Below are 21,046 nucleotides of genomic sequence, written 5' to 3'. Positions count from 1 at the left end.
GTTTACCCCTCTATTAATATGTTGTCAAATTCACGTGCGACATTAATCCAATATCTTCCCTCCTCATCCTGTTGTACTAGTGTATCAATTCCATCTGTTTTTACTTTTTTTACCGTAAACGGTAGTCCTATCAATTGCAGTTTATACTCTTCGTACCGCTCGGTAAATAACCCGTCACGGGTCTGTTTGATTGACAGGGAATCTTTTAATCCAGACACCGTAAAGCATTTTTCTAAATAAATATCTTGCTCATACGCGAAGGTGTCACCGTGATCAGAATACACATAAGAACGGTGCACACCTACCGAAAAATAGACATTTAATTGCAGTTCCTCTACTTTCTTTTCTCCAGTGTATTGCATGACGGGATATTCTGGAATAACGGATCCACCACGAATAAACACAGGCATTTCATCCAAAGGTGTTGCAATTGTATGCTCCTTACCCCCAATGTAAACCTCATTATTGAAATAATAAAACCAATCTCCGGCAGGAAGATAGACAATCTTGCTTTTCTGGCCAGGTTGCAACACGGGCGACACCAATATTTTATCGCCAAAACAGAACTCCTCCTCCCGCTGCCAATTGGTCGGAATATGTTGCTCAACCATTGAAATCGGACGTAGGATGGGATAACCGTATTTGGTCTGTTCCCAAAAACAGGTATAGATATATGGTAAAAGCTGATAACGCAGCTCAATAAACTTTTTATTTATTTTTTCCCAATCTTCACCGAAGCTCCATGGTTCACGGTCGCGGGTATCCCCTGCAGAGTGCACCCGCATAAACGGCGAAAAAACGCCAAACTGCATCCATCGTGTAAAGAGTTCACCATCCGGTTCCCCTGTAAATCCACCAATGTCGGTTCCGCAAAAAGACATTCCTGAGGTGGATAAGCGCTGCAACTGTAAAGTCCCTAATTTGAGATGTTCCCAGCTGGCTAAATTATCTCCCGTCCAAACCGATGAATAACGTTGTGTGCCTGCATAAGCCGCTCGTGTAATGGTAAATGGCCTTTTATTCTTATACAATTTCTTTAAGCCATCATAGGTAGCTCTCACCATCTGCATTCCGTATACATTATGTGCTTTTCTGTGCGATCCGCGATGGCCGTCATATTGATGCCTGACATCATCCGGAAATGTCCCACGGCCAAAAACTGCAGGTTCATTCATATCATTCCAAAAGCCTGCAACCCCGTCCTCCACTAGCCCCTGGTACAAAGTCCCCCACCACTGCCGGACTTCAGGATTTGTAAAGTCAGGAAATTGGCAACGCCCAGGCCAAACAAATCCTTCCATAAAATAGTCATCTCCCCTCCGACAGAAATATCTATTCTCCTTCCCTTCTCTAAATACCCAGTAGTTTTCATCAACCTTAATTCCCGGATCAATCATGACGACCGTCTTAAAGCCTTCATTGGCAAGGTCGGCAATCATTTTCTTAGGATTTGGAAAATATTGCTTGTTCCAGGTAAAACAGCGGTAGCCGTCCATATAGTCAATGTCCAGGTAAATGGCATCACATGGGATCTGTCTTTTACGGAATTCTTCGGCCACCTTACGTACATTCGCTTCGGGGTAATAACTCCAGCGGCATTGATGGTACCCGATAGCCCATAATGGCGGTAAATAATGTGTTCCGGTTAAGGTATGGTACCTTCGAATTACATCAATAATATGGGGGCCATGAATATAATAATATTGCAATTCACCACCCTCAGACCAGAAACTGGTCTTACTTTGATCCTCAGCAGCAAAATCGAAATATGTTTTAAAGGTATTATCAAAGAAAATACCGTAGGCTTCCCCATCTTTCAGCCCGATGTAAAAAGGGATCGTTTTGTATAAAGGATCCTGATCGTAAGCAAAAGCATAAGTATCCGAATTCCAGTTTTTTAATCGTTTGCCACGAAGATTAAGTTTGGTCGCCTTGTCGCCTAGGCCATAAAATGCTTCGTTTTCAAAAGCAATCTTTGTACTATAGACATAATATCCGCCAAAATCCGGATTTTCCTCCCAATGCATAGGTGCCTGATCCGCATTAAACAATTTCCCGGCCCGATCAGAGAAAGAAATCAAAAAATCTTCTTTATTGATCCGGCAGGAAATCGTGTTCGTATGCACACTATAGTGATCTTCTTCCTCTTTATACTGATGAATACTGACGCGATGATCTTTCTTTGCCAGCGCGTAGGAAAAGTCTTCTAAAAACGTTCCTTGTGGTGCCAATCGAACACGAACAATCTCATCGGTTACGATCTTAATCTCAACTTTTGCCTTACCATCGGAAAAATAGTATGATTTATCGTTTTGATTGTGGGATACAACATTTTCGAGGTATTTCTTTTCAATTTTGGGCAGATCCAATACTGGATTATTCACATGATGCATACTCTCCAAAGTACCATCTTTTTCTTCCTCGTTTAGTGTGGTCTGATTTAGGTTGTCGTCTTCAAGCATAGCTATAATATGTTAAAAGTTTCTGAAGGCTTAATTCCTCTTTAAGATAGAAAAATTATCCCGCGCCGACAACAAATCATGCAAAAAAAATCCCGTCCACTAAAATGGGCAGGATTATTTGTATCAGATGAATCTATCTTACTATTTTATAAAATGGGCACGGAGCATCCAGGCCATTTTTTCATGTTTTTCTAATAAGCCGACCAAAAAATCCTCCGTGCCATTATCCGCTGTACCCTCGACAACTGCAATATCAGCACGTATCGACATGGCAATAGACTCATGATCTGTTAACAGCTCTTTATAATAAGACTGACTATCGGTCTTTTCGGAAGTAGACTCTGTAAGACGCGTTAATTTCAGATATTTATCGAAGGTACCTACCGCATAATGACCCAATGTACGTACACGTTCGGCAACTTCATCAATAACTTCTGCCAGCTCATCATATTGCGATTCTAAAAATAAGTGGGCCGCATGAAAATCGGCTCCCTCGACATTCCAATGCGCGTTGCGTGTTTTCATGTAGATAATATGCTCATCGGCCAATAATACATTGAGCAATTTCGCAACTTTTTTCAAGTCTGCATCTTTAATTCCAATTGAAGTTTTCATATCGTATCTATTTGTTAACTATATCTTTTAATCGCTTAGTTAAATTTACCCAAAAAAGCAGGGAAAACAAAAAAAAGCGGCGTTAAAATGTCATTTCAATAGCATAATAACCGTATTTTTGCGGGCAGATTATTATTAGAGGGAAGACTGTGGGTACTTTAGACAACAACGCTTATTTTCATGCATTCAAGGAGGATATTTCGAACATCGAACTCCCCTTGCGATTCACTTTTCCATTTTGCTATGAACCGCATCCGCTAGCCATTATTGCCGCACAAGAACTCCAGGCTTATCTTGAGACACAAAACGAGTGGACACATAACTTTGGTCTTGAAGAAAATAATGACAGTCTTGCCATAGGCAAGATGTTTGGTATATTGGTTGTCCGCGATCAGCAGCATCGCCTCGGATATCTTGCGGCTGTTTCAGGCAAGCTTGCCGGCAGCAACAAACACAGCTACTTTGTGCCCCCTATATTTGACATGCTGGAAAAGGATGGCTTCTTTTTGAATGAAGAAGTACACTTAAATGCGCTCAATAAAAAAATTGAACTGCTTGAAAACAGTGCAGAACTGGCACAAACAAAAAGCAATCTCAATAGACTAAAAGACCAATGGGACACAGCGCTTGACCCGCTCAAAACAAAACTCAGAAATCAGAAAAAAGAACGTAAGGAAACCCGAACCAGATTGCGTCCTATCCTGTCAGACGAAGCGTATGAAATGCTGATGGAAGATATGCGTAGCCAAAGCTTAAAGGACAAACAAGAACTTCAGCGCTATCAATATGACATGCATCTGGCCCTGGAATCGGAAAACCTTAAGCTCCAACAATTGCTTTCCGATATTTTGGCAATGAAAGAGGAGCGCAAGACCCGATCTGGCAATCTGCAAAGACAACTTTTTGAACAATATAATTTTTTGAATGCTGAAGGGCAGCGCAAGAATGTCATTGCCGTTTTTCAGGATTTTGACCAAAGTACGCCGCCTGCAGGCGCTGGAGAATGTGCTGCGCCGAAATTGTTGCAATATGCCTACAGCCACAATCTTACCCCCATAGCACTGGCCGAATTTTGGTGGGGCTGTTCCCCTGCTTCCGAAATACGCAGACATAAAAACTACTATCCGGCCTGCCGTAAAAAATGTGAACCTATCCTGGGTTACATGCTTCAGGGACTTACGGTCGACCCGAATCCCATGCAACAGGAAACAACTTTGCAAACGGAACTCCCGCAGATCTATGAGGATGAAGATATTATCGTCTTTAACAAGCCTGCAGAGTTTTTATCCGTTCCCGGTATATATGTTAAAGATTCCGTCTATAATCGTGTCCTCAAACGCTATCCAAATGCCGGCCCGATTATTATCCATCGGCTTGACATGTCCACTTCAGGACTTCTGGTGGTAGCCAAAAACAAGATGGCGCATCAATTCATACAGGATCAATTTATACAACATACCATAACGAAGGAGTATATTGCTTTACTCGATGGTGTTATTGAACAGGAATGCGGGCTGATTGATCTGCCCCTACGCGTGGATTTAGACGATAGACCCCGACAAATGGTCTGTTATACTTATGGAAAGCCAGCACAGACCAAATGGGAAAGAATTGCGGTCGAAAATGGTAAAACACGCGTTCGCTTCTACCCATTGACAGGCCGGACACATCAACTCCGCATGCACGCCGTACATCCGGAAGGCCTGAATACACCTATCGTCGGTGATGATCTATATGGCAGAAAAGCACATAGATTACACCTACATGCCTCTTTTATTAAATTTATTCATCCAGGTTCAAAACAGGAAATTAGTTTTGAAATCTTTCCCGATTTTTAGCGCAATTGACTATATCGTTACAAAAGTCAATAAATATTTGACCGGAAAATCATCGTGAAGTCAAAATGTGAACGCTAAATTATTGACCTAAATCAATAATTTAAGACAAATAACTGCAATACAACAACTTAAGCTACAAAAGAAAGAAGTAGGTTTCCTTTATTACATCACAATAAAATTTTAATTATTCTTAATTTTTTGTTTCCTTTGTTCACTGATTTTTTGATTTTAATACTTATAAAGTCAGAAATAAAGTAAAAACAACAAAACAATTTTGAATTTTCAAGATTATAGCAATATAATGGAAGCTAAAATAAACGCACAAACCTTCATAAATAAACTCTTTTTCTCGATAACATTCTTGCTATCAGCATCTCTGGCATTCGCACAGACCAAAACGGTGACGGGTACGGTCAAAGATGCAAAGACAAAGGCCCCCATTGCTTACGCCACCGTTGCGGTCGTGGGCGCGCCTGCTGCTGCAGGAACCTCAACATCGACCAATGCAAATGGTGAGTTTAGGCTGGTTTTCCCGACATCTTATGTCAAAATCAGAGCAAGCTATGTTGGCTATGACAATAAGGATGCTTTCGTTACCAATGATGCTGTACAGACTAAGGAAATCCTAATGGATGCACAGGACAATATGCTGGAGGAAGTTGTTGTCAAAGCCAAAAAGAAAAAATACAGCAACAAAGACAATCCTGCTGTAGCCTTGATTCGTAAGGTTATTGAAAATAAAGACAAAAACCGATTGTCGGGACAACAATATGCAGAATTTGATCAATACGAAAAAATGTCTTTGGGATTGAGCAATCTCTCAGAAAAATTTGTCAACAAAAAAATCTTCAAAAACTACCAATTTCTTTTCGAAACCGACGATTCGGCCAAAACAGCGAATAAATATCTTTTGCCAGCCTTTATCGAGGAGAAAATGTCCAAAGTATACTATCGTAAGGATCCGAGCAAAACAAAACAATATATTTTGGGTAACCAACGCGCACAGTTTGATCCTAAATTTATAGATAATGATGGTCTGACGGCCTATTTTAATAAACTCTATGAACAAGTTGATATCTATGACAACAACATTTCATTGGTAACCAATCAGTTTTTGAGTCCGATTGCGAATTCTGCACCGACATTTTATAAGTTTTTCATTACTGATACCATCAAAACTTCTCAGCCTTGGCTGGTCGAGCTAAGTTTCGTACCCCGTAATAAAGCAGATATGTTGTTTAAAGGGCAATTATATGTCACGCTGGATGGCAATTATGCCGTTCAAGGAGCCAATATGACTGTTGCGGATGATATCAACCTAAATTTTGTACGCGACCTTCAGGTTCAGCTCAAATTCGAAAAAGACAATAAGAGCAGGTTCTATCTGAAGACAAGTACATTGGGAATTGATTTTTCATTAACTGAAAAAGGAATGGGTATCCGCGGAAGCCGAACCGTCGATTATAACAACTATAAAGTCGGTGTGCAACAACCCGACAGCATTTACGATGGTCCATCAACGGTAATCGCTTACAATGTCGAGAATAAAAAAGCGACAAAGTCCTTATTTGAAACACAACGTCCTTTGTCTTTAGCACAGAATGAACTGAATATCTACCACAATATAGATACTTTACAGAAAATTCCTTCTTTCAGAACCTTCATGGATATCGCGGCCCTGCTTCTTTCGGGTTATAAACAAGCCGGTCCGGTGGAAATTGGTCCAGTAAATACATTCTACAGTTTCAACCCTGTTGAAGGCTTTCGCTTGCGTGTGGGGGGGCGTACGACCGAATCACTGAGCAAACGTTTCTATGCGGAGAGTTATGCGGCTTATGGCTTCAAGGATCAGAAATGGAAGTACTTTTTCAGTGGGACTTATGCCTTTAACAACAAGTCGGTATACTCCTTCCCTATGCACTATATCAGAGCCTCCTATAAAAAGGACACCAAAATTCCCGGACAAAAGCTCGAGTTTATTCAGGAAGACAACTTTTTGTTATCCTTCAAACGTGGTGATAACGACCGTTATATCTACGAAACCAACTATGGACTGGAGTATAAAAAAGAATTCTTGAACCACCTGGCTATTGGTGCCGGATTTAATATTAACAAACAAACTCCGGCGGGCAGCCTAACCTATCAAATGTTGGATGAAAATGGACAAAATAAATTATTCAACGAATTAAATACAACAGAATTGTCGGTCAACTTTAGATACGCACCGCATGAGGAGTTTTACCAAGGTAAAATCTATCGTACGCCGATCTTCAATCAATACCCGATATTCACCTTCAATTATACTGCGGGAATAAAAGGTTTGGCAAAAGGAGAATACAACTATCATAGTTTTAATGTAGGTGCATTCAAGCGTTTTTACCTAAGTCAATTTGGTTACGCCGATGTGACTGCAGAGGGAAATTACATCGCTGGAAAAGAGATTCCATTTCCCTTCCTGACAATCCACCGGGCCAACCAGACCTATGCATATCAGTTAAACTCGTATAACTTGATGAACTTTCTGGAATTTGTCAGTGATCACAACGCCTCTATCAATCTGCAGTATTATATGAATGGATTCCTGTTGAATAAGATCCCATTGATCAAAAAGCTCAAGCTACGCGAGGTATTTAGTTTCAAAGGTGTTTATGGTGGTCTTCGTAAAGAAAACGATCCTGACGATCCGAATTACGGTTCAAAAGTCTTTGCATGGCAACGCAATGCACAAGATATCCAAAGTTCATATACCTTCGGCTCTGAACCTTATATGGAAGCCAGTATCGGTCTGTCCAACATCTTTAAAATTTTGCGTGTAGACTACGTCAAACGTTTGAATTACCTTGACCATGTGGATGCTCCGGCTTGGGGGATCCGTGCCCGCGTCAAATTTGATTTCTAATAGTTTCCATAATTTATAATATAATTTTGAGGCCCTGTCAATTGAGAAAATGACAGGGCCTTTTTTCTTATTTACAGCGTCTCCCATTTGATCCTTATCCCATGGTATTTCCCCATCTTTCTTTGTCGATTTATCCGATTGTGGTTCGGCTCGCGGAAAATCTCAAAAACTTTAACCCTCGCTGACTCCAAGTTCGGGGAGTTATTCGGGTCATATTTGTATCTGATTCGGGACAGATTCGCCTCTGCTACCAGGCGTGAGCGTGATTACTACGCAATGAGTATCCGATAAATGCGTCAGAGACTCGGACTCAACACGGACTCATCATGGACTCAATACGGATTCACCCCGACTTTAGGGCGAAGTAGACACGGCACTGTGCCGAAGCGTTATCGAAGCTAATTCGATGGTAAACGAATGAATCCCTAAAAAAGTACTATATTAAGAAGCATTGCATGATCGAAAAACTAAGCTTCCGCAAAAAAATCCCCCTTGCAAACAGCAAAGGGGATAAAATTAGAATATGACGATGGTTAGTTTTTCTTTTTGAATGCATTTACACCGCTCTGTAGAAATGCTTTGTATTGTTCAACATTGTAATTTGCCCCACTTTGAGGAACCAGCACCTGACCGTTTGGATCAACAATCACATACAATGGCTGCGAATTACTATTAAATGAAGCGGCTTGAAAATCGCTATTTTTGTTTCCGATAGTCTTTATTTTTTTATTACTGTATGTGGAAACTATCTGCTCATCGACAGGCAATTCGGTTTTATCATCCACAAATAACTCGGCCATTACAAACTCTTCTTTCAACAACTTGGCTACCGCAGGATCTGTCCATACGTTTGCCTCCATTTTACGGCAGTTAACACAATTCCAGCCTGTGAAGTCAATCAAAACAGGTTTGTTGAGTTCTTTCGCTGTTGCTAAAGCCTGATCGTAATCATAATAGGGATCGAAGCCTTTTGGTGTACCACGCTCGTGAAAAATCTCAGCGTATTTTTTGACTTTTCCATCCGTATGCGCAGCAGTGCTACTGCCAACTCCAGTGGACAAATCAAAATCCTGGGTTGCCGATGGCGGCAAAAAGGCTGAAATAGACTTTAAGGGAGCTCCCCATAAACCGGGAATCATATAAATCACAAAGGAAAAAACCACAATAGCGAGTATTGTTCTCGGAACAGACAGAAATTTGAGGTCGCTATCGTGGGAAAACTTAATTTTACCGATCAGATAAAGCCCCATCAAACCAAATACGGCGATCCATAAAGAGAGGAATACTTCTCTGTCCAACCAGTTCCAATGGTAAGCCAAATCTACATTCGACAAAAATTTCAATGCCAAAGCCAGTTCCAAAAAACCAAGCACCACTTTTACACTGTTCAACCAGCCACCTGATTTGGGCAGCGATTTAAGCATTGATGGGAACATGGCGAATAGGCCAAATGGAATAGCCAAGGCAATAGAGAATCCCAACATACCTATGGCTGGCCCCAATCGTTCACCTTTTGACGCTGCTTCCACCAGGAGCGTTCCGATAATCGGCCCGGTACAGGAAAACGACACTAACGATAAACTAAAAGCCATAAAAAACAGACCTATAAGTCCTCCTTTATCCGACTTGGCATCCATTTTATTCACAAAAGAGCTCGGCAAGGTAATTTCAAATGCACCGAAGAATGAGGCTGCAAATACCACCAACAGCAAAAAGAAAATAAAATTAAAAATCCCATTGGTCGAAAGGGCATTGAGCGCGTCAGAACCAAATGCAATGGTAATGATCATGCCCAAAGCGACATAAATCACGATAATAAACAGCCCGTACAATAAAGCTTTACTTATACCACTCGCGCGACTGCCGGACTGTTTGGTAAAGAAGCTTACGGTCAAAGGAAGCATCGGAAATATACAGGGCATCAATAAGGCTGCGAAGCCCCCAACCAAACCTGCAATAAAAATACTCCAAAGTGAATTTTTTCCACTTTCTGCCGGACCAGCTACTTTAGATATGGCAGCCACCGTCGTCTTACTGGAATCAACACGAGCTGTAACTGTGTCAGGTGACTCTTCAAAAGATAATGAATCCGGGCTGATTGTACCATCCGTGAATTCGACACCTTCCGTGCTAACTGTACTGTCCTGCTGCGCAAACATAGCAAGAGGAAAGATGAGCAGGAATAAAAGGGTTAATAGTTTAAAAATAGTTTTCATCAGAATATCATGTGTTTTTCATAATTTACTTGCTTGGAGACCTGTTCATTTGTTTCTTGTGTAAATAAAACCCGAGGAGCAATACACTCCCCGAGTTCACTATAAACATATGAAACTAAATCTTACTATGCCCCAAATACAGGATTTGGCAGCCTACAAATTGGTTGAAAACCCAGAAAATCAACATCGCTGCATAAATAGCCCGGTTTAACAGGCTCTTCTTTCACCAAATCCGTACTTAAATATTTCTTATTGTCATCACATAGTAGTGTGACGACAACTGCTTCGTCCCCTAACTCATGTTGTAACTTAATCGCTCCAATAACATTTGCTCCCGAAGAAATTCCAACGGCAAGTCCCAATTGCCTTGACAGCTTCTGGGCCATAATAATCGAATCGCCATCGTTGGCACAAACAACACGATCCAATTCATCCAAATTCACAATTGCCGGAATAAATTCATCGGATATACCCTGAATGCGGTGTGAACCAACTTTATGTCCTGTTGTTAATGTTGGACTCTCTGCCGGTTCCAAGGGATGTACACGAACATTTGGATTCGCCTTCCGCAAGCTACGCCCCACACCCATGACGGTTCCACCTGTTCCCACTCCAGCCACAAAGGCATCAGCAATCAAGCCTTGTTCTTCCAGTTGCTTCACAATTTCATAACCGGTCGTTTTCTCATGTGCTTCGGCGTTATATTGGTTTTCAAACTGGCGAGGAAGAAAAACCCCACCAGCGGCAGCAAGCTCTTCGCTCAAACGTATGCTACCCAAAAAACCGCCTTCTTCTTTACTGATCAGCTGAATATCGGCCCCCATGCTTCTGATAATATCGGTACGCTCTTTACTCAACCAATTTGGCATGATGATCTTTACCTCATGTCCCAAAGCTTTACCAATTGCCGAAAAAGCAATTCCAGTATTTCCGCTCGTAGCTTCAATAACAACATCCGTCGGTCTAATTTGGCAATTCATATAGGCTTTATACAGGATATATAAAGCCATTCTGTCTTTGATACTACCTGTTAAATTATAATTCTCACATTTTACGAATACCCGGCCTGGCTTACCTTTGTAGGTATACTGCAATTCTAACATTGGCGTGTTACCGACCAATCTCCACAAATGCTTAAATTTTTTGTCCAATGCAGGCGATAAACATGCACTTAGTAATTCTTGTTCAGCCATTTTTATATAAATGATTATTCTGTTGCAAAATTGGACAATAACAAGATATTATTCAATACAAAACTAAAATTTCAAGAAAAATTCAATAAAAATACATAATAAACAATAAATTGTTCATTCAAACATTGTAAATTTGCAACAACACCGAAAATATTCAGATTATGGATTTAGACGATATCGATCTAAAATTATTGCGCTTATTACAGCATGATGCTTCATTAAGTAATAAGGAACTCTCTTTTGAATTGAATAAATCAATCGCAGCAGTACACGAAAGGGTAAAAAAATTAAAAAGACTGGGTTATATCAAAAAAACGGTAGCGATCCTGGATCGACATAAAATCGGGATTGGACTGATTTCGTTTTCGCAGGTATTCCTGAAAGCACATACCTTTGAGGTTTTGAACGAATTTGAAAAAGAAGTAGCCAAGTTTCCCGAAGTTATGGAATGCTATCAGATGGCCGGATCTTACGATTTCATGTTACGCATCGCTACGAAAGACATGGATGCTTATCACATTTTTTTAAGACACCGTCTGGCGGTGCTCCCGCAGGTTAATACCGTACAGACCTATTTTGTATTGTCGGAAACAAAGAGTGAAACTGCTTATCCATTATAACAGGTACGGACAGGCCAAACACCTAGATAAAACGTATGAGGTATTGATTTTAATAAAATCAATACCTCATTATATCATTCAATCTAATCGAACAGTAAGGTTCCGGTGACGTTCCAGCTGCTGAAACTTGTTCCTTCCGGAGCGCCTTGCGGGATTTGAACCTGCAATTTGTAAGTACCAGCTTTTAAATCACCTAAATCGATGTAAATTGGTGGAGTCACTGTTCCTGGGCACCAGTTGGAACGACTCAAATCGGACGAAGATAATCCCGTGGCAAAATTACCCGAAGCGGGATTGGACAGACGGTAAGAACCGCAATCGTTACGCCAGGGTGTATACTTAAACAGTAAGGCATCATTTAGGAAAATGCGGTTTTCTTTGGGTACAAACTCATCGCCATTTCCCCAACCACCATGACCGGTTGTGATGTAACGCAATTGCACATTTTTGGCATCCTGATCCAAATGGAACGAGAGCGTCAGCCCTTTATCCTGATCAAACATGGATCCATACTCCTGCCCTCCCATTTCCATCACATTGGTCGTTGTGAATAACGGCATCGTCTTTTTTAGATTTCCTTCTGATCCTGCCTCAAAACCTGGGTGAATTGTGAGCTCAACGCTAACTTCATGACCATTCTTGTCATAGTTGCCAATGAAAGCACCTACGTACACTTCCTGTTCGCTCAACATCCCAGCGAGCTCAGACACATCCTGCCGGTAAAGTACCGAATCCTGCCAGACCTTATCCTTTAACTGAAGATAGTTAAACTGCTTAACACCAAAGGGTGTAAAGAATCGCATCAATTCAACAATAGGTTCGAAAGTCGCCGTTCTTACCACCCCTTGATAACTCTTTCCATTTCCATTTTCATACTTTGGCAAGGTTGACATGCCATTTTTCATACCATCCAGAAAACTCTGTGCTTTATTTGCTGGAATAATAAAAACGGATCCGGTACGGTCATACGCATCACCTTTTGATTGCTCCACAAGTTGAACAAACACATTATCGCTAACTTTGATTTTCGGTATTTTGACCTTCTTGACAATGACTGTACCATTGGCGAAACGTAGAATTGAATCAGATTTGACATCATCCGAAAAACGGATGCGCTCTTTTTGAAAGACTGGAAGCTGAATAAAACGGTTTTTCCAAATAAGGTCTTTATAGGAAAGTTCATCATAGTGCTTTTCGCTTCCTTTTAGCTTCAGTTGATCAGGGACAGCATTCACTTTCTCGACTTTCGTTGCGAAGGTCCTTGTATTGCCATTTCTGATAACTTCCAGCACTAAGCCAAGATCCTGCCCCAACTCGGTCGGAGCTCCTTTTACCCCTAGTTTATTCGTATACCATAGCTCAATCTTATTGGAATTGATACTGGTTTCCACTTTTTTACAGGGATAGCCCAAAATCGTCTTAGTCTCATTGGTGGGTGTAAATTTCTGTTTGGAGAGCGCTAAAGAGTCTCTTGTCAGGATAAGGGAACCATCTTTGAGTTTCGCAATTTTAAGCAAGGCATTTCCAGACGATCGGTCCACTAGTACGCGTTCGTAAGGCGGCAACAATTGTCCTTTTATATCTTTTTCCGAACTCACATAAGTTTCATTCGCATTGGCATACACCAACACTGCATTTTGATTTGCAGCTGCATTGCCATTAAAACTTTGGTTATACTGGATGACATAGCTTGTTAGCTTCTGGGCATAAGAGGACAATGACAGACATAAAATTGAAACAAAAAGGATATTCTTCTTCATAGTACGCATATTGGATTAGACACAAAAATAAGAAAGGCTTTAGGAATTCCTAAAGCCTTTCTTATTTTATGCTAAAACGTTTATTTTATCAACCAGATATCCAAAAGATAAAAGAAGGCAAAGATGACCGAAGCGTAACCATTGGTGGTCATGAAATCGCGGTTTACCCGACTTAGATCTGTTGACGAAAACAGTGTGTGTTGATAGATCAGCAATGCACCATAAAACGCAACTCCTAAATAATAAATCCAACCGACGGGCATTAAAAAGGCAGGTATTAAAACAAATATAAAAGACAGCACATGTAAACATTCAGATACCCGCATCGCTCCTTTTGTTCCCAACCAAACCGGAATGGAGTTCAACTTATTGGCCCGGTCAAAGGCCTCATCCTGCAAGGCGTAAATGATATCAAAGCCACTCACCCAGGTCAATACAGCAAAGCCATACAAAACAGGGACAGTTGCAAATTGTCCCGTGATCACCATATATGCCCCAATTGGTGCTAAACCCAATCCTGCCCCAAGTACCAAATGGCACAACGGTGTAATGCGTTTGGTATAAGAATAAAAAAGCACAACAAAGAGTGCAATGGGTGACAGCATAAAGCACAGGGAATTTATAAAATAGGTCGCTGTGACAAAAAGTAAGCAATTGACAATGGTAAAGATCAATGCATTCCGGGCAGAAATCTTCCCCGCCGGAATATCACGCATTGCCGTCCGCGGATTGATAGCATCAATATCCCGATCCAAATACCGATTGAAGGCCATGGCTGCATTCCGCGCCGTTACCATACACAACAGCATCAATAGTAATAGTTTCCAGGAAAAGGCATATTCAGTGGTATGCAGGGCTAAAAAGAAGCCTATAAGGGCAAATGGCAACGCAAATACACTGTGTGCAAATAAAACTAAAGAAAGATACTTCTTCATGAGGTGATCTTAATGGATTTTAAAACGTTCGACACCCTATCCTCGGCAATGACCAGGTTGATCAAGCGATGATGTTAACGAATTTTATTTTTTTGAACTACTTAAAACGGCATTCTTTCTTCCGGCTCAGGCCCTACAAATCGGCGATTGACTTCATTAATGGTTTCCAGAATCGGTTCATGTCCTACTTTCTTCTCTGCCGAGGTCAAAAAGATCGGCGGCACCTCCTCAAACCATTGCAACAGCTCTTTTTTAAATTTTGCAATATTCGCATCAGATTTTACTGCTGATTGCTTGTCTGCTTTGGTAAAGACTAACATAAAGGGTAAACCGCATTCACCCAACCAATAACAGAAATCAAGATCGATCTTCTGTGGTTCAAGACGACTGTCTACCAAAACAAATACACATTGTAAATTGTCTCTATGCGTGAGATATCTGCGAATGAATTTTTCCCATTCATTACGACTTGTTTTGGATGCTTTAGCGAATCCATAACCAGGTAAATCGACCAGATACCAGGTGTCATCTATAATAAAATGATTGATCAACTGAGTCTTACCAGGTTTTTGAGAGGTTTTGGCAAGTCCCTTCTTATTTGTCATGGCATTGATCAAAGAAGATTTACCTACATTAGAACGGCCTATAAAGGCGTACTCAGGCAAATTTGGCGCAGGTAATTTGTCAACTCTCGTGTTGCTACACACGAATTCGGCTTTTTTTACTTCCATGGAACAAAGGTACATTAAATGAATCCGTTTGGCAAGGTTTACAACCTTCTATGCAATAAAAAACTGAACGGCCAATCTGTAACATTTAATGCTCTTCAGATACTAATAGTCAAAATAAACAAGTGTATATTTGATAGCAAACGATATATGCTATATCTTTTCGCCATACTGAATTTAATTAAACCCTAAAAAGATGTTACTTGAAATCAATCATGTTACCAAGGATTACGCCAATCATCGTGCATTGGACGATGTGTCTATTCAGATTCCAAAAGGAAAGATTTTTGGCCTGCTTGGGCCAAATGGAGCGGGAAAAACATCCCTGATCCGTATCATTAACCAGATCACTGCTCCGGATTCGGGTGAAATCCGATTCAATGGCGAATTACTAGGGGCGCAGCATATTGCCCAGATAGGTTACCTCCCGGAAGAACGGGGGCTCTACAAAAAAATGAAAATCGGTGATCAGATGCTTTATCTAGCGCAGTTGAAAGGGCTTTCTAAAAAAGAAGCTTTACATCGGATACACGACTGGTGCGAACGTCTCGATATATCCTCATGGTTGGACAAAAAGATCGAAGACCTCAGCAAGGGAATGCAGCAAAAAGTCCAATTTGTCGCTACCGTCATCCACCAGCCGCAATTGATTATCCTCGACGAACCCTTCTCTGGCTTTGATCCGGTCAATGCCAATATCATCAAAGAACAGATTTTACGATTGAATAAGGAAGGGGCCACCATTATCTTTTCGACACACCGAATGGAAACGGTCGAAGAACTTTGCGATAATATTGCGCTCATCAACCGATCAAAGAAAATACTGGACGGCTCTGTTCAAGCGATAAAAAAAGAATACCGGAATCAGACTTACAAATTGGAATATACAGCAACCGAAGATAATTTTCTTCTGTCTAACGACGCTCTCTTCAAGGTCATAACCTCTACAAGGGTTGAAAAAACATATATCACTACAATTCAGTTAAATAGTAACATTCATATAAATGATGTGTTAATACATTTTTTACCACAAATACAGCTAAATCAATTGATAGAAATCGTACCGTCCATGGGGGATATTTTCATCCAAAAAGTTACTCAAGTCTCACCTAAAGCCAACGATCATGCATAAAATATTACTTATTATTCAACGGGAATATTTGTCACGCGTCAAGAAAAAATCTTTTATTGTGATGACCTTTGCCGTTCCCCTATTCTTTTTTGCATTGTATGCCGGCATGTTTTACCTGACTAAAAAAAGCTTCAAAGATGCGCACACCGAGGTCTTTGTGATTGATGAGCAGGGTGAATTTGGGGGTAAACTCCAGAGCAATAAAAACGTAAGCTATACGGTCAGCAAGTTAGATCTAAAGGCCCAAAAAGCGCAGCTCACGCAGAGCGAAGGAAAACAATCGATCTTATACATTCCCAAGGACATTCTTAGCAGTCAGAAGGCCGAACTGATTACCAGTGGCAAAACTAGTTTTGTCACTCAGGAGATCATCGGCGGACAACTGGAAGAAATCATCCGCGAAAAAGAGTATAAAGCTAAGGGAATAGACTTGCAGATCATCCAGTCCATCAAGCCCAAAGTCGCTATAGATGCCAAAGAGATCACGGCTGACGGTGAAGAGAAAAACAGCAATACTGCTATCGCCATGGGACTTGGTGTCGCACTGGCCATCCTGGTTTATCTCTCCCTGTTTCTGTATGGCGCACAGGTGATGCGTGGTATCATCGAAGAGAAGAGCAACCGTATCATAGAAGTTATTATTTCCTCCGTCAAACCTTTTCAGCTTATGATGGGTAAAATTGTTGGGATTGGGATGGTCGGGCTAACTCAATTTGTGATGTGGCTGCTGCTTACAGCGGGCCTTTTTATAACGGCAACACTGTTGTTTGTTAACCCGCAGGATATGCAAGAGGTTGCTGCCAGTCAGCCCGGAACTGGTAATATGGGAACGGTATCCAAAGCGATCGGACAAGGTGGATCCGCCTCCATTCTCACCTCCATCCAAAGCTTTAATTTCACCGAAGTCATTATCTTTTTCTTTCTGTTTTTTATTGCCGGATATCTGCTGTATAGCGCTATTTTTGCTGCTGCTGGTTCCGCTGTAGACAATGAGACAGAAGCCAATCAGTTTTCCATGCCCATCACCATGCCCCTATTGTTAACGTATATCCTTTCATTTGGTGTCATTATCAACGACCCAAATGGGCCCATTGCCACTTGGTTGAGCTTTATTCCGTTCACATCACCTATTGCTATGTTGGTTCGGATACCTTTTGGCGTGCCGATGTGGCAGATATTAACCTCATTGACCTTGTTGATCCTGACATTCTTATTGATCACTTGGGTTGCCGCACGAATCTACCGTGTTGGCATACTGATCTATGGTAAAAAGGCAAGCCTTAAGGAAATCATCAAATGGTTCAATTATAAAAATTGATCAGGTTGATCACGATAACGAGTCGGAAATAAATAGAAAAGGCCAGATCGCATTGTGCAATCTGGCCTTTCTTATATCAGGTATAGGATAGAATCTTCTCTTATTTTGCTACAAAAGCATGCTTTCCTGGTAAGACACCTATCCTATAGATCGTTTAATACCGAATATTGAACTTCTGAAATACAAAATGCCATAACCATATTGGGCCAATGAGCAGGAATTGCAGAAATTGTTTTCCGCTGATTGCTTTTTTCTCTTTTCCTTTACCAACATACAACGCCGCCAGTGCGAGCAAAGCAATCGCAAGGCATACCCATATCACTGCGGGGCCACCATTTTTTTGCACATATTCCAATTGCACAATAAAGTAGCTCATTGCGCCGATCGAGAATAAAATTGCATAAGACAAGGTTGCGGATAGCTTAAGGTAAAAATAGATAACAACCGCAATGAAGAAAGAACCCCAATTCAAAAAAGTATGCCAATTGAGCTTTACTAAAAATTCAAACTGTGGGAAAGGAATCATCCATATACAGCCCATCACACCGAAGAATAGCAGCGGCAAAAAGATAATCTGAATCGTGCGATTGGTCGGGTCTTGAAAATTAGCATCCAACTCCTCAAAATAGGTATCCACCGGACGCTTCGGTTCTACTTCCTGAACTTTCTTCTTTTGTTTCATTCGGCAAATTTAATAAATATTGATCTGCCCTAATTGCCTGGATCGATAATATTCTTATTTTTTTGGTCTGATGCTTGTCATTAAATGCATTCTTCTGGCTTTAGCTGGCAATCTCCTATCCAATTCCGTAATATTGCAGCATGAAGTCTTATAAACACATCTTATTTGATCTTGATGGAACCTTGACCGACCCTGCTGAGGGCATCACCAAATGCATCGCTTATGCACTCGAAGCCAAAGGAATCATGACGTCCAATCTGGATAGTCTTAAACCGCTGATCGGGCCGCCATTGAAAGATACGTTCATGCACAGCTACGGATTTGAGGAACAGGAAGCTTTGGCCTGTGTGGACAAATATCGTGAACGCTTTGCCATGCAGGGTTTGTATGAGAATATGCTGTTTGATGGCGTTCCCGAGCTACTGCAAAGACTCAAATCGAAAGATTATAAGGTTTACTTGGCAACATCCAAACCCGAAATCTTTGCACGCAGGATATTGCAGCACTTTGCTATAGACCAGTATTTCGATTTTGCCGGGGGAAGTGCCCTGGACGATTCCAGGCCTACAAAAACCAGTGTCATTCAATATGTGATGGAAAATGCTCGACTAACGAGCCCGCATGACTGTATCATGATCGGAGACCGCAAACATGATCTCATCGGTGCCAGAGAAACGAACATGGATGCCATTGCTGTGCTCTATGGTTATGGCAGCCAAGCGGAACTCGAACAAGAATCGCCAGCCTATCTCCTGCACAGTGTTGCAGATTTATTTGAATTTTTTGGATAATAAAAAAGCTCCAACCTATAAGATTGGAGCTTTTTTAAGATCGATCCCTCAGGATCTATTTCGCGTAAGACACGGATCTTGTCTCACGGATAACAGTCACTTTAATCTGTCCCGGGTACGTCATTTCCGTTTGGATACGGTTGGAGATATCGGCAGCCAGTATCTCTGACTGTGCGTCAGATACCTTCTCGCTTTCCACGATAACGCGCAACTCGCGTCCAGCCTGGATGGCGAAGGTTTTTTCCACACCAGGGTACGATAAAGCCAGGTCCTCCAGTTCTTTCAGACGTTTGATATAGCTTTCAACCACCTCACGGCGTGCTCCTGGACGCGCTCCAGAGATAGCATCACAGGCCTGTACTACTGGGGAAATTAATGCTGTCATTTCAATTTCATCATGGTGTGCACCAATGGCATTACACACATCTGGATGTTCCTTATATTTCTCAGCCAATTGCATCCCTAAAATCGCGTGTGGCAATTCCGGATTATCATCAGGCACCTTACCAATATCGTGGAGTAATCCGGCACGTTTTGCGTGTTTAACGTTCAAGCCAAGCTCTGCAGCCATTGTTGCTGCGAAATTGGCTACCTCACGGGAGTGCTGTAAAAGGTTCTGTCCATACGACGAACGGTAACGCATACGACCGACCATGCGGATCAGTTCAGGGTGCAAACCGTGGATACCCAAGTCGATCGCTGTACGCTCACCAATTTCAACAATCTCGTCTTCAATTTGTGTACGTGTTTTTGCGACAACCTCCTCGATACGAGCCGGGTGGATACGTCCATCAGTCACCAAACGATGTAGGGCCAAACGGGCAATCTCACGACGTACGGGATCAAAACCGGACAAGATAATTGCTTCCGGTGTATCATCCACGATGATCTCTACACCTGTTGCCGCTTCCAAGGCACGGATATTACGGCCTTCACGACCAATAATACGGCCTTTAATTTCATCATTTTCGATATTGAAAATAGACACTGTATTTTCGATAGCAGACTCAGTAGCCGTCCGTTGAATTGTCTGGATAACGACTTTTTTAGCTTCTTTTGTAGCGGTCAATTTCGCTTCGTCCACGATATCTTTAATCTGAATCATGGCCTGCGAACGCGCTTCCTCGCGTAATGAATCTACCAATTGATTTTTAGCTTCGTCAGCTGTAACACCGGCGATACTCTCCAATTGTTTGATCTGCTGTAATTTTAAAGCCTCAACTTCTTCGGATTTCTTTTCATTAAGTTCAACCAATTTATCCAGCTGCTTCTTTTTAGTATCCACCTCTTGCTTATCGCGATTGATGTTTTCAAGCTTTTGGTTAATGGATTGTTCTTTTTGTCTCAACGCATTTTCTTTTTGATTGATCGTATTATTGCGTTGATTCACCTCCTTTTCGTGTTCGGATTTTAATTGAAGGAATTTTTCTTTAGCCTCTAATAGGCGTTTCTTTTTAATGTGTTCTCCTTCTTGCTCTGCATCTTTTAGTATGCTATTTACCTTATCTTTGGCTTCCTGCTCTTGTTTTTTGAATAACAGAACCAACAGATAACGACCTATAACTACACCAACAATCAGAGAAATTATGATATAAATTGCGACGTCCATGTATGTATAATTGTATTATATATGTTTGTTTTTATTATTAATATTAAATTTCCTTTACTCAAAAAAAAACCGCAATTAAATTTAAACAGGTCTCATGTATTATTAAACTTCGTGATTACATAATTAGGCTTAGATTATGACCCAGATGGCTTTCGCAAAATGGCCTATATCTTTTTGCGCCTGTAATATTGAAGCGTTAAGTTTAAAATAGTGACAACCCGAATTTAATTGCGGCAAATTCGTCGTTA

General features: G+C 41.2%; 15 protein-coding genes. 6 read left to right on the top strand and 9 right to left on the bottom strand.

From position 1 onward, the window contains the following. Positions 1-2 precede the first annotated feature (2 nt). Together HPC41_RS17280 and HPC41_RS17275 are read right to left on the bottom strand one after the other, a co-directional pair. Entirely contained in the window at positions 3-2,462 is a 2,460-nt protein-coding gene (locus HPC41_RS17280) for a glycoside hydrolase family 31 protein (RefSeq protein WP_172395254.1), read from the bottom strand. Positions 2,463-2,603: 141 nt separating this feature from the next. Continuing rightward, the gene (locus tag HPC41_RS17275) at positions 2,604-3,077 is read right to left on the bottom strand and encodes a Dps family protein (protein ID WP_172395253.1); all 474 of its coding nucleotides are present in this window, start codon (positions 3,075-3,077) and stop codon (positions 2,604-2,606) included. Positions 3,078-3,226: 149 nt separating this feature from the next. Between HPC41_RS17275 and HPC41_RS17270 the strand changes: the two genes are divergently transcribed. After that, positions 3,227-4,915 (top strand): RluA family pseudouridine synthase, encoded by a 1,689-nt coding sequence (locus HPC41_RS17270; protein WP_172395252.1) that lies wholly within the window; start codon positions 3,227-3,229, stop codon positions 4,913-4,915. 301 nt (positions 4,916-5,216) lie between these two features. Next, on the top strand, positions 5,217-7,814 hold the full coding sequence (locus HPC41_RS17265; protein WP_172395251.1) for a DUF5686 family protein: 2,598 nt from the start codon (positions 5,217-5,219) through the stop codon (positions 7,812-7,814). 533 nt (positions 7,815-8,347) lie between these two features. Here the strand turns inward: HPC41_RS17265 and HPC41_RS17260 are convergent. After that, positions 8,348-10,030, bottom strand: coding sequence for a protein-disulfide reductase DsbD family protein (locus HPC41_RS17260; RefSeq protein WP_172395250.1), 1,683 nt, complete (start codon positions 10,028-10,030; stop codon positions 8,348-8,350). Positions 10,031-10,155: 125 nt separating this feature from the next. Further along, positions 10,156-11,223, bottom strand: a complete 1,068-nt coding sequence (locus HPC41_RS17255) for a PLP-dependent cysteine synthase family protein (RefSeq protein WP_172395249.1) — start codon at positions 11,221-11,223, stop codon at positions 10,156-10,158. 158 nt (positions 11,224-11,381) lie between these two features. Between HPC41_RS17255 and HPC41_RS17250 the strand changes: the two genes are divergently transcribed. Then, positions 11,382-11,843, top strand: coding sequence for an Lrp/AsnC family transcriptional regulator (locus tag HPC41_RS17250; RefSeq protein WP_172395379.1), 462 nt, complete (start codon positions 11,382-11,384; stop codon positions 11,841-11,843). A gap of 83 nt (positions 11,844-11,926) precedes the next feature. Here HPC41_RS17250 and HPC41_RS17245 read toward each other — a convergent pair whose 3' ends face one another. From HPC41_RS17245 to yihA, 3 genes are all read right to left on the bottom strand, one after another. Beyond that, entirely contained in the window at positions 11,927-13,603 is a 1,677-nt protein-coding gene (locus tag HPC41_RS17245; RefSeq protein ID WP_172395248.1) for a PNGase F N-terminal domain-containing protein, read from the bottom strand. Positions 13,604-13,683: 80 nt separating this feature from the next. After that, on the bottom strand, positions 13,684-14,538 hold the full coding sequence (locus HPC41_RS17240; RefSeq protein WP_172395247.1) for a UbiA-like polyprenyltransferase: 855 nt from the start codon (positions 14,536-14,538) through the stop codon (positions 13,684-13,686). A 101-nt stretch (positions 14,539-14,639) separates the two neighbouring features. Beyond that, positions 14,640-15,269 carry a ribosome biogenesis GTP-binding protein YihA/YsxC gene (gene yihA / locus HPC41_RS17235; RefSeq protein ID WP_172395246.1) on the bottom strand — a complete coding sequence of 210 codons (630 nt, stop codon included), beginning with the start codon at positions 15,267-15,269 and terminating at the stop codon, positions 14,640-14,642. A 193-nt stretch (positions 15,270-15,462) separates the two neighbouring features. On the opposite strand from yihA, the gene HPC41_RS17230 reads away from it, so the two are divergent. Together HPC41_RS17230 and HPC41_RS17225 are read left to right on the top strand one after the other, a co-directional pair. Next, complete coding sequence (locus HPC41_RS17230) at positions 15,463-16,398, top strand: ABC transporter ATP-binding protein (protein WP_172395245.1); 936 nt, start codon at positions 15,463-15,465, stop codon at positions 16,396-16,398. Continuing rightward, the gene (locus tag HPC41_RS17225; protein ID WP_172395244.1) at positions 16,391-17,716 is read left to right on the top strand and encodes an ABC transporter permease; all 1,326 of its coding nucleotides are present in this window, start codon (positions 16,391-16,393) and stop codon (positions 17,714-17,716) included. The genes HPC41_RS17230 and HPC41_RS17225 overlap by 8 nt, the downstream gene beginning before the upstream one ends. 154 nt (positions 17,717-17,870) lie before the next feature. Here HPC41_RS17225 and HPC41_RS17220 read toward each other — a convergent pair whose 3' ends face one another. Further along, the gene (locus HPC41_RS17220) at positions 17,871-18,398 is read right to left on the bottom strand and encodes a DUF962 domain-containing protein (protein WP_172395243.1); all 528 of its coding nucleotides are present in this window, start codon (positions 18,396-18,398) and stop codon (positions 17,871-17,873) included. 140 nt (positions 18,399-18,538) lie between these two features. Here HPC41_RS17220 and HPC41_RS17215 point away from each other — a divergent pair, with 140 nt between their 5' ends. Beyond that, positions 18,539-19,189, top strand: a complete 651-nt coding sequence (locus HPC41_RS17215; protein ID WP_172395242.1) for an HAD-IA family hydrolase — start codon at positions 18,539-18,541, stop codon at positions 19,187-19,189. Between the two features lie 55 nt (positions 19,190-19,244). Here HPC41_RS17215 and rny read toward each other — a convergent pair whose 3' ends face one another. Beyond that, the gene (gene rny, locus HPC41_RS17210) at positions 19,245-20,798 is read right to left on the bottom strand and encodes a ribonuclease Y (RefSeq protein ID WP_172395241.1); all 1,554 of its coding nucleotides are present in this window, start codon (positions 20,796-20,798) and stop codon (positions 19,245-19,247) included. Between the last annotated feature and the right edge of the window lie 248 nt (positions 20,799-21,046).

Origin of the sequence: Sphingobacterium prati (genome assembly GCF_013167215.1) — a bacterium.
GTDB classification, from domain to species: Bacteria; Bacteroidota; Bacteroidia; order Sphingobacteriales; family Sphingobacteriaceae; genus Sphingobacterium; species Sphingobacterium prati.
Note: the sequence above shows the minus strand (reverse complement) of the source record. Positions and strands in the feature narration are given on the sequence as shown.

Excerpts from the sequence above, each read along its gene's own strand:
- HPC41_RS17280 (WP_172395254.1), bottom strand. The coding sequence starts at position 2,462 with ATGCTTGAAGACGACAACCTAAATCAGACCACACTAAACGAGGAAGAA.
- HPC41_RS17275 (WP_172395253.1), bottom strand. The coding sequence starts at position 3,077 with ATGAAAACTTCAATTGGAATTAAAGATGCAGACTTGAAAAAAGTTGCG.
- HPC41_RS17265 (WP_172395251.1), top strand. The coding sequence starts at position 5,217 with ATGGAAGCTAAAATAAACGCACAAACCTTCATAAATAAACTCTTTTTC.
- HPC41_RS17260 (WP_172395250.1), bottom strand. The coding sequence starts at position 10,030 with ATGAAAACTATTTTTAAACTATTAACCCTTTTATTCCTGCTCATCTTT.
- HPC41_RS17255 (WP_172395249.1), bottom strand. The coding sequence starts at position 11,223 with ATGGCTGAACAAGAATTACTAAGTGCATGTTTATCGCCTGCATTGGAC.
- HPC41_RS17245 (WP_172395248.1), bottom strand. The coding sequence starts at position 13,603 with ATGAAGAAGAATATCCTTTTTGTTTCAATTTTATGTCTGTCATTGTCC.
- HPC41_RS17240 (WP_172395247.1), bottom strand. The coding sequence starts at position 14,538 with ATGAAGAAGTATCTTTCTTTAGTTTTATTTGCACACAGTGTATTTGCG.
- yihA (WP_172395246.1), bottom strand. The coding sequence starts at position 15,269 with ATGGAAGTAAAAAAAGCCGAATTCGTGTGTAGCAACACGAGAGTTGAC.
- HPC41_RS17230 (WP_172395245.1), top strand. The coding sequence starts at position 15,463 with ATGTTACTTGAAATCAATCATGTTACCAAGGATTACGCCAATCATCGT.
- HPC41_RS17225 (WP_172395244.1), top strand. The coding sequence starts at position 16,391 with ATGCATAAAATATTACTTATTATTCAACGGGAATATTTGTCACGCGTC.
- HPC41_RS17220 (WP_172395243.1), bottom strand. The coding sequence starts at position 18,398 with ATGAAACAAAAGAAGAAAGTTCAGGAAGTAGAACCGAAGCGTCCGGTG.
- HPC41_RS17215 (WP_172395242.1), top strand. The coding sequence starts at position 18,539 with ATGAAGTCTTATAAACACATCTTATTTGATCTTGATGGAACCTTGACC.
- rny (WP_172395241.1), bottom strand. The coding sequence starts at position 20,798 with ATGGACGTCGCAATTTATATCATAATTTCTCTGATTGTTGGTGTAGTT.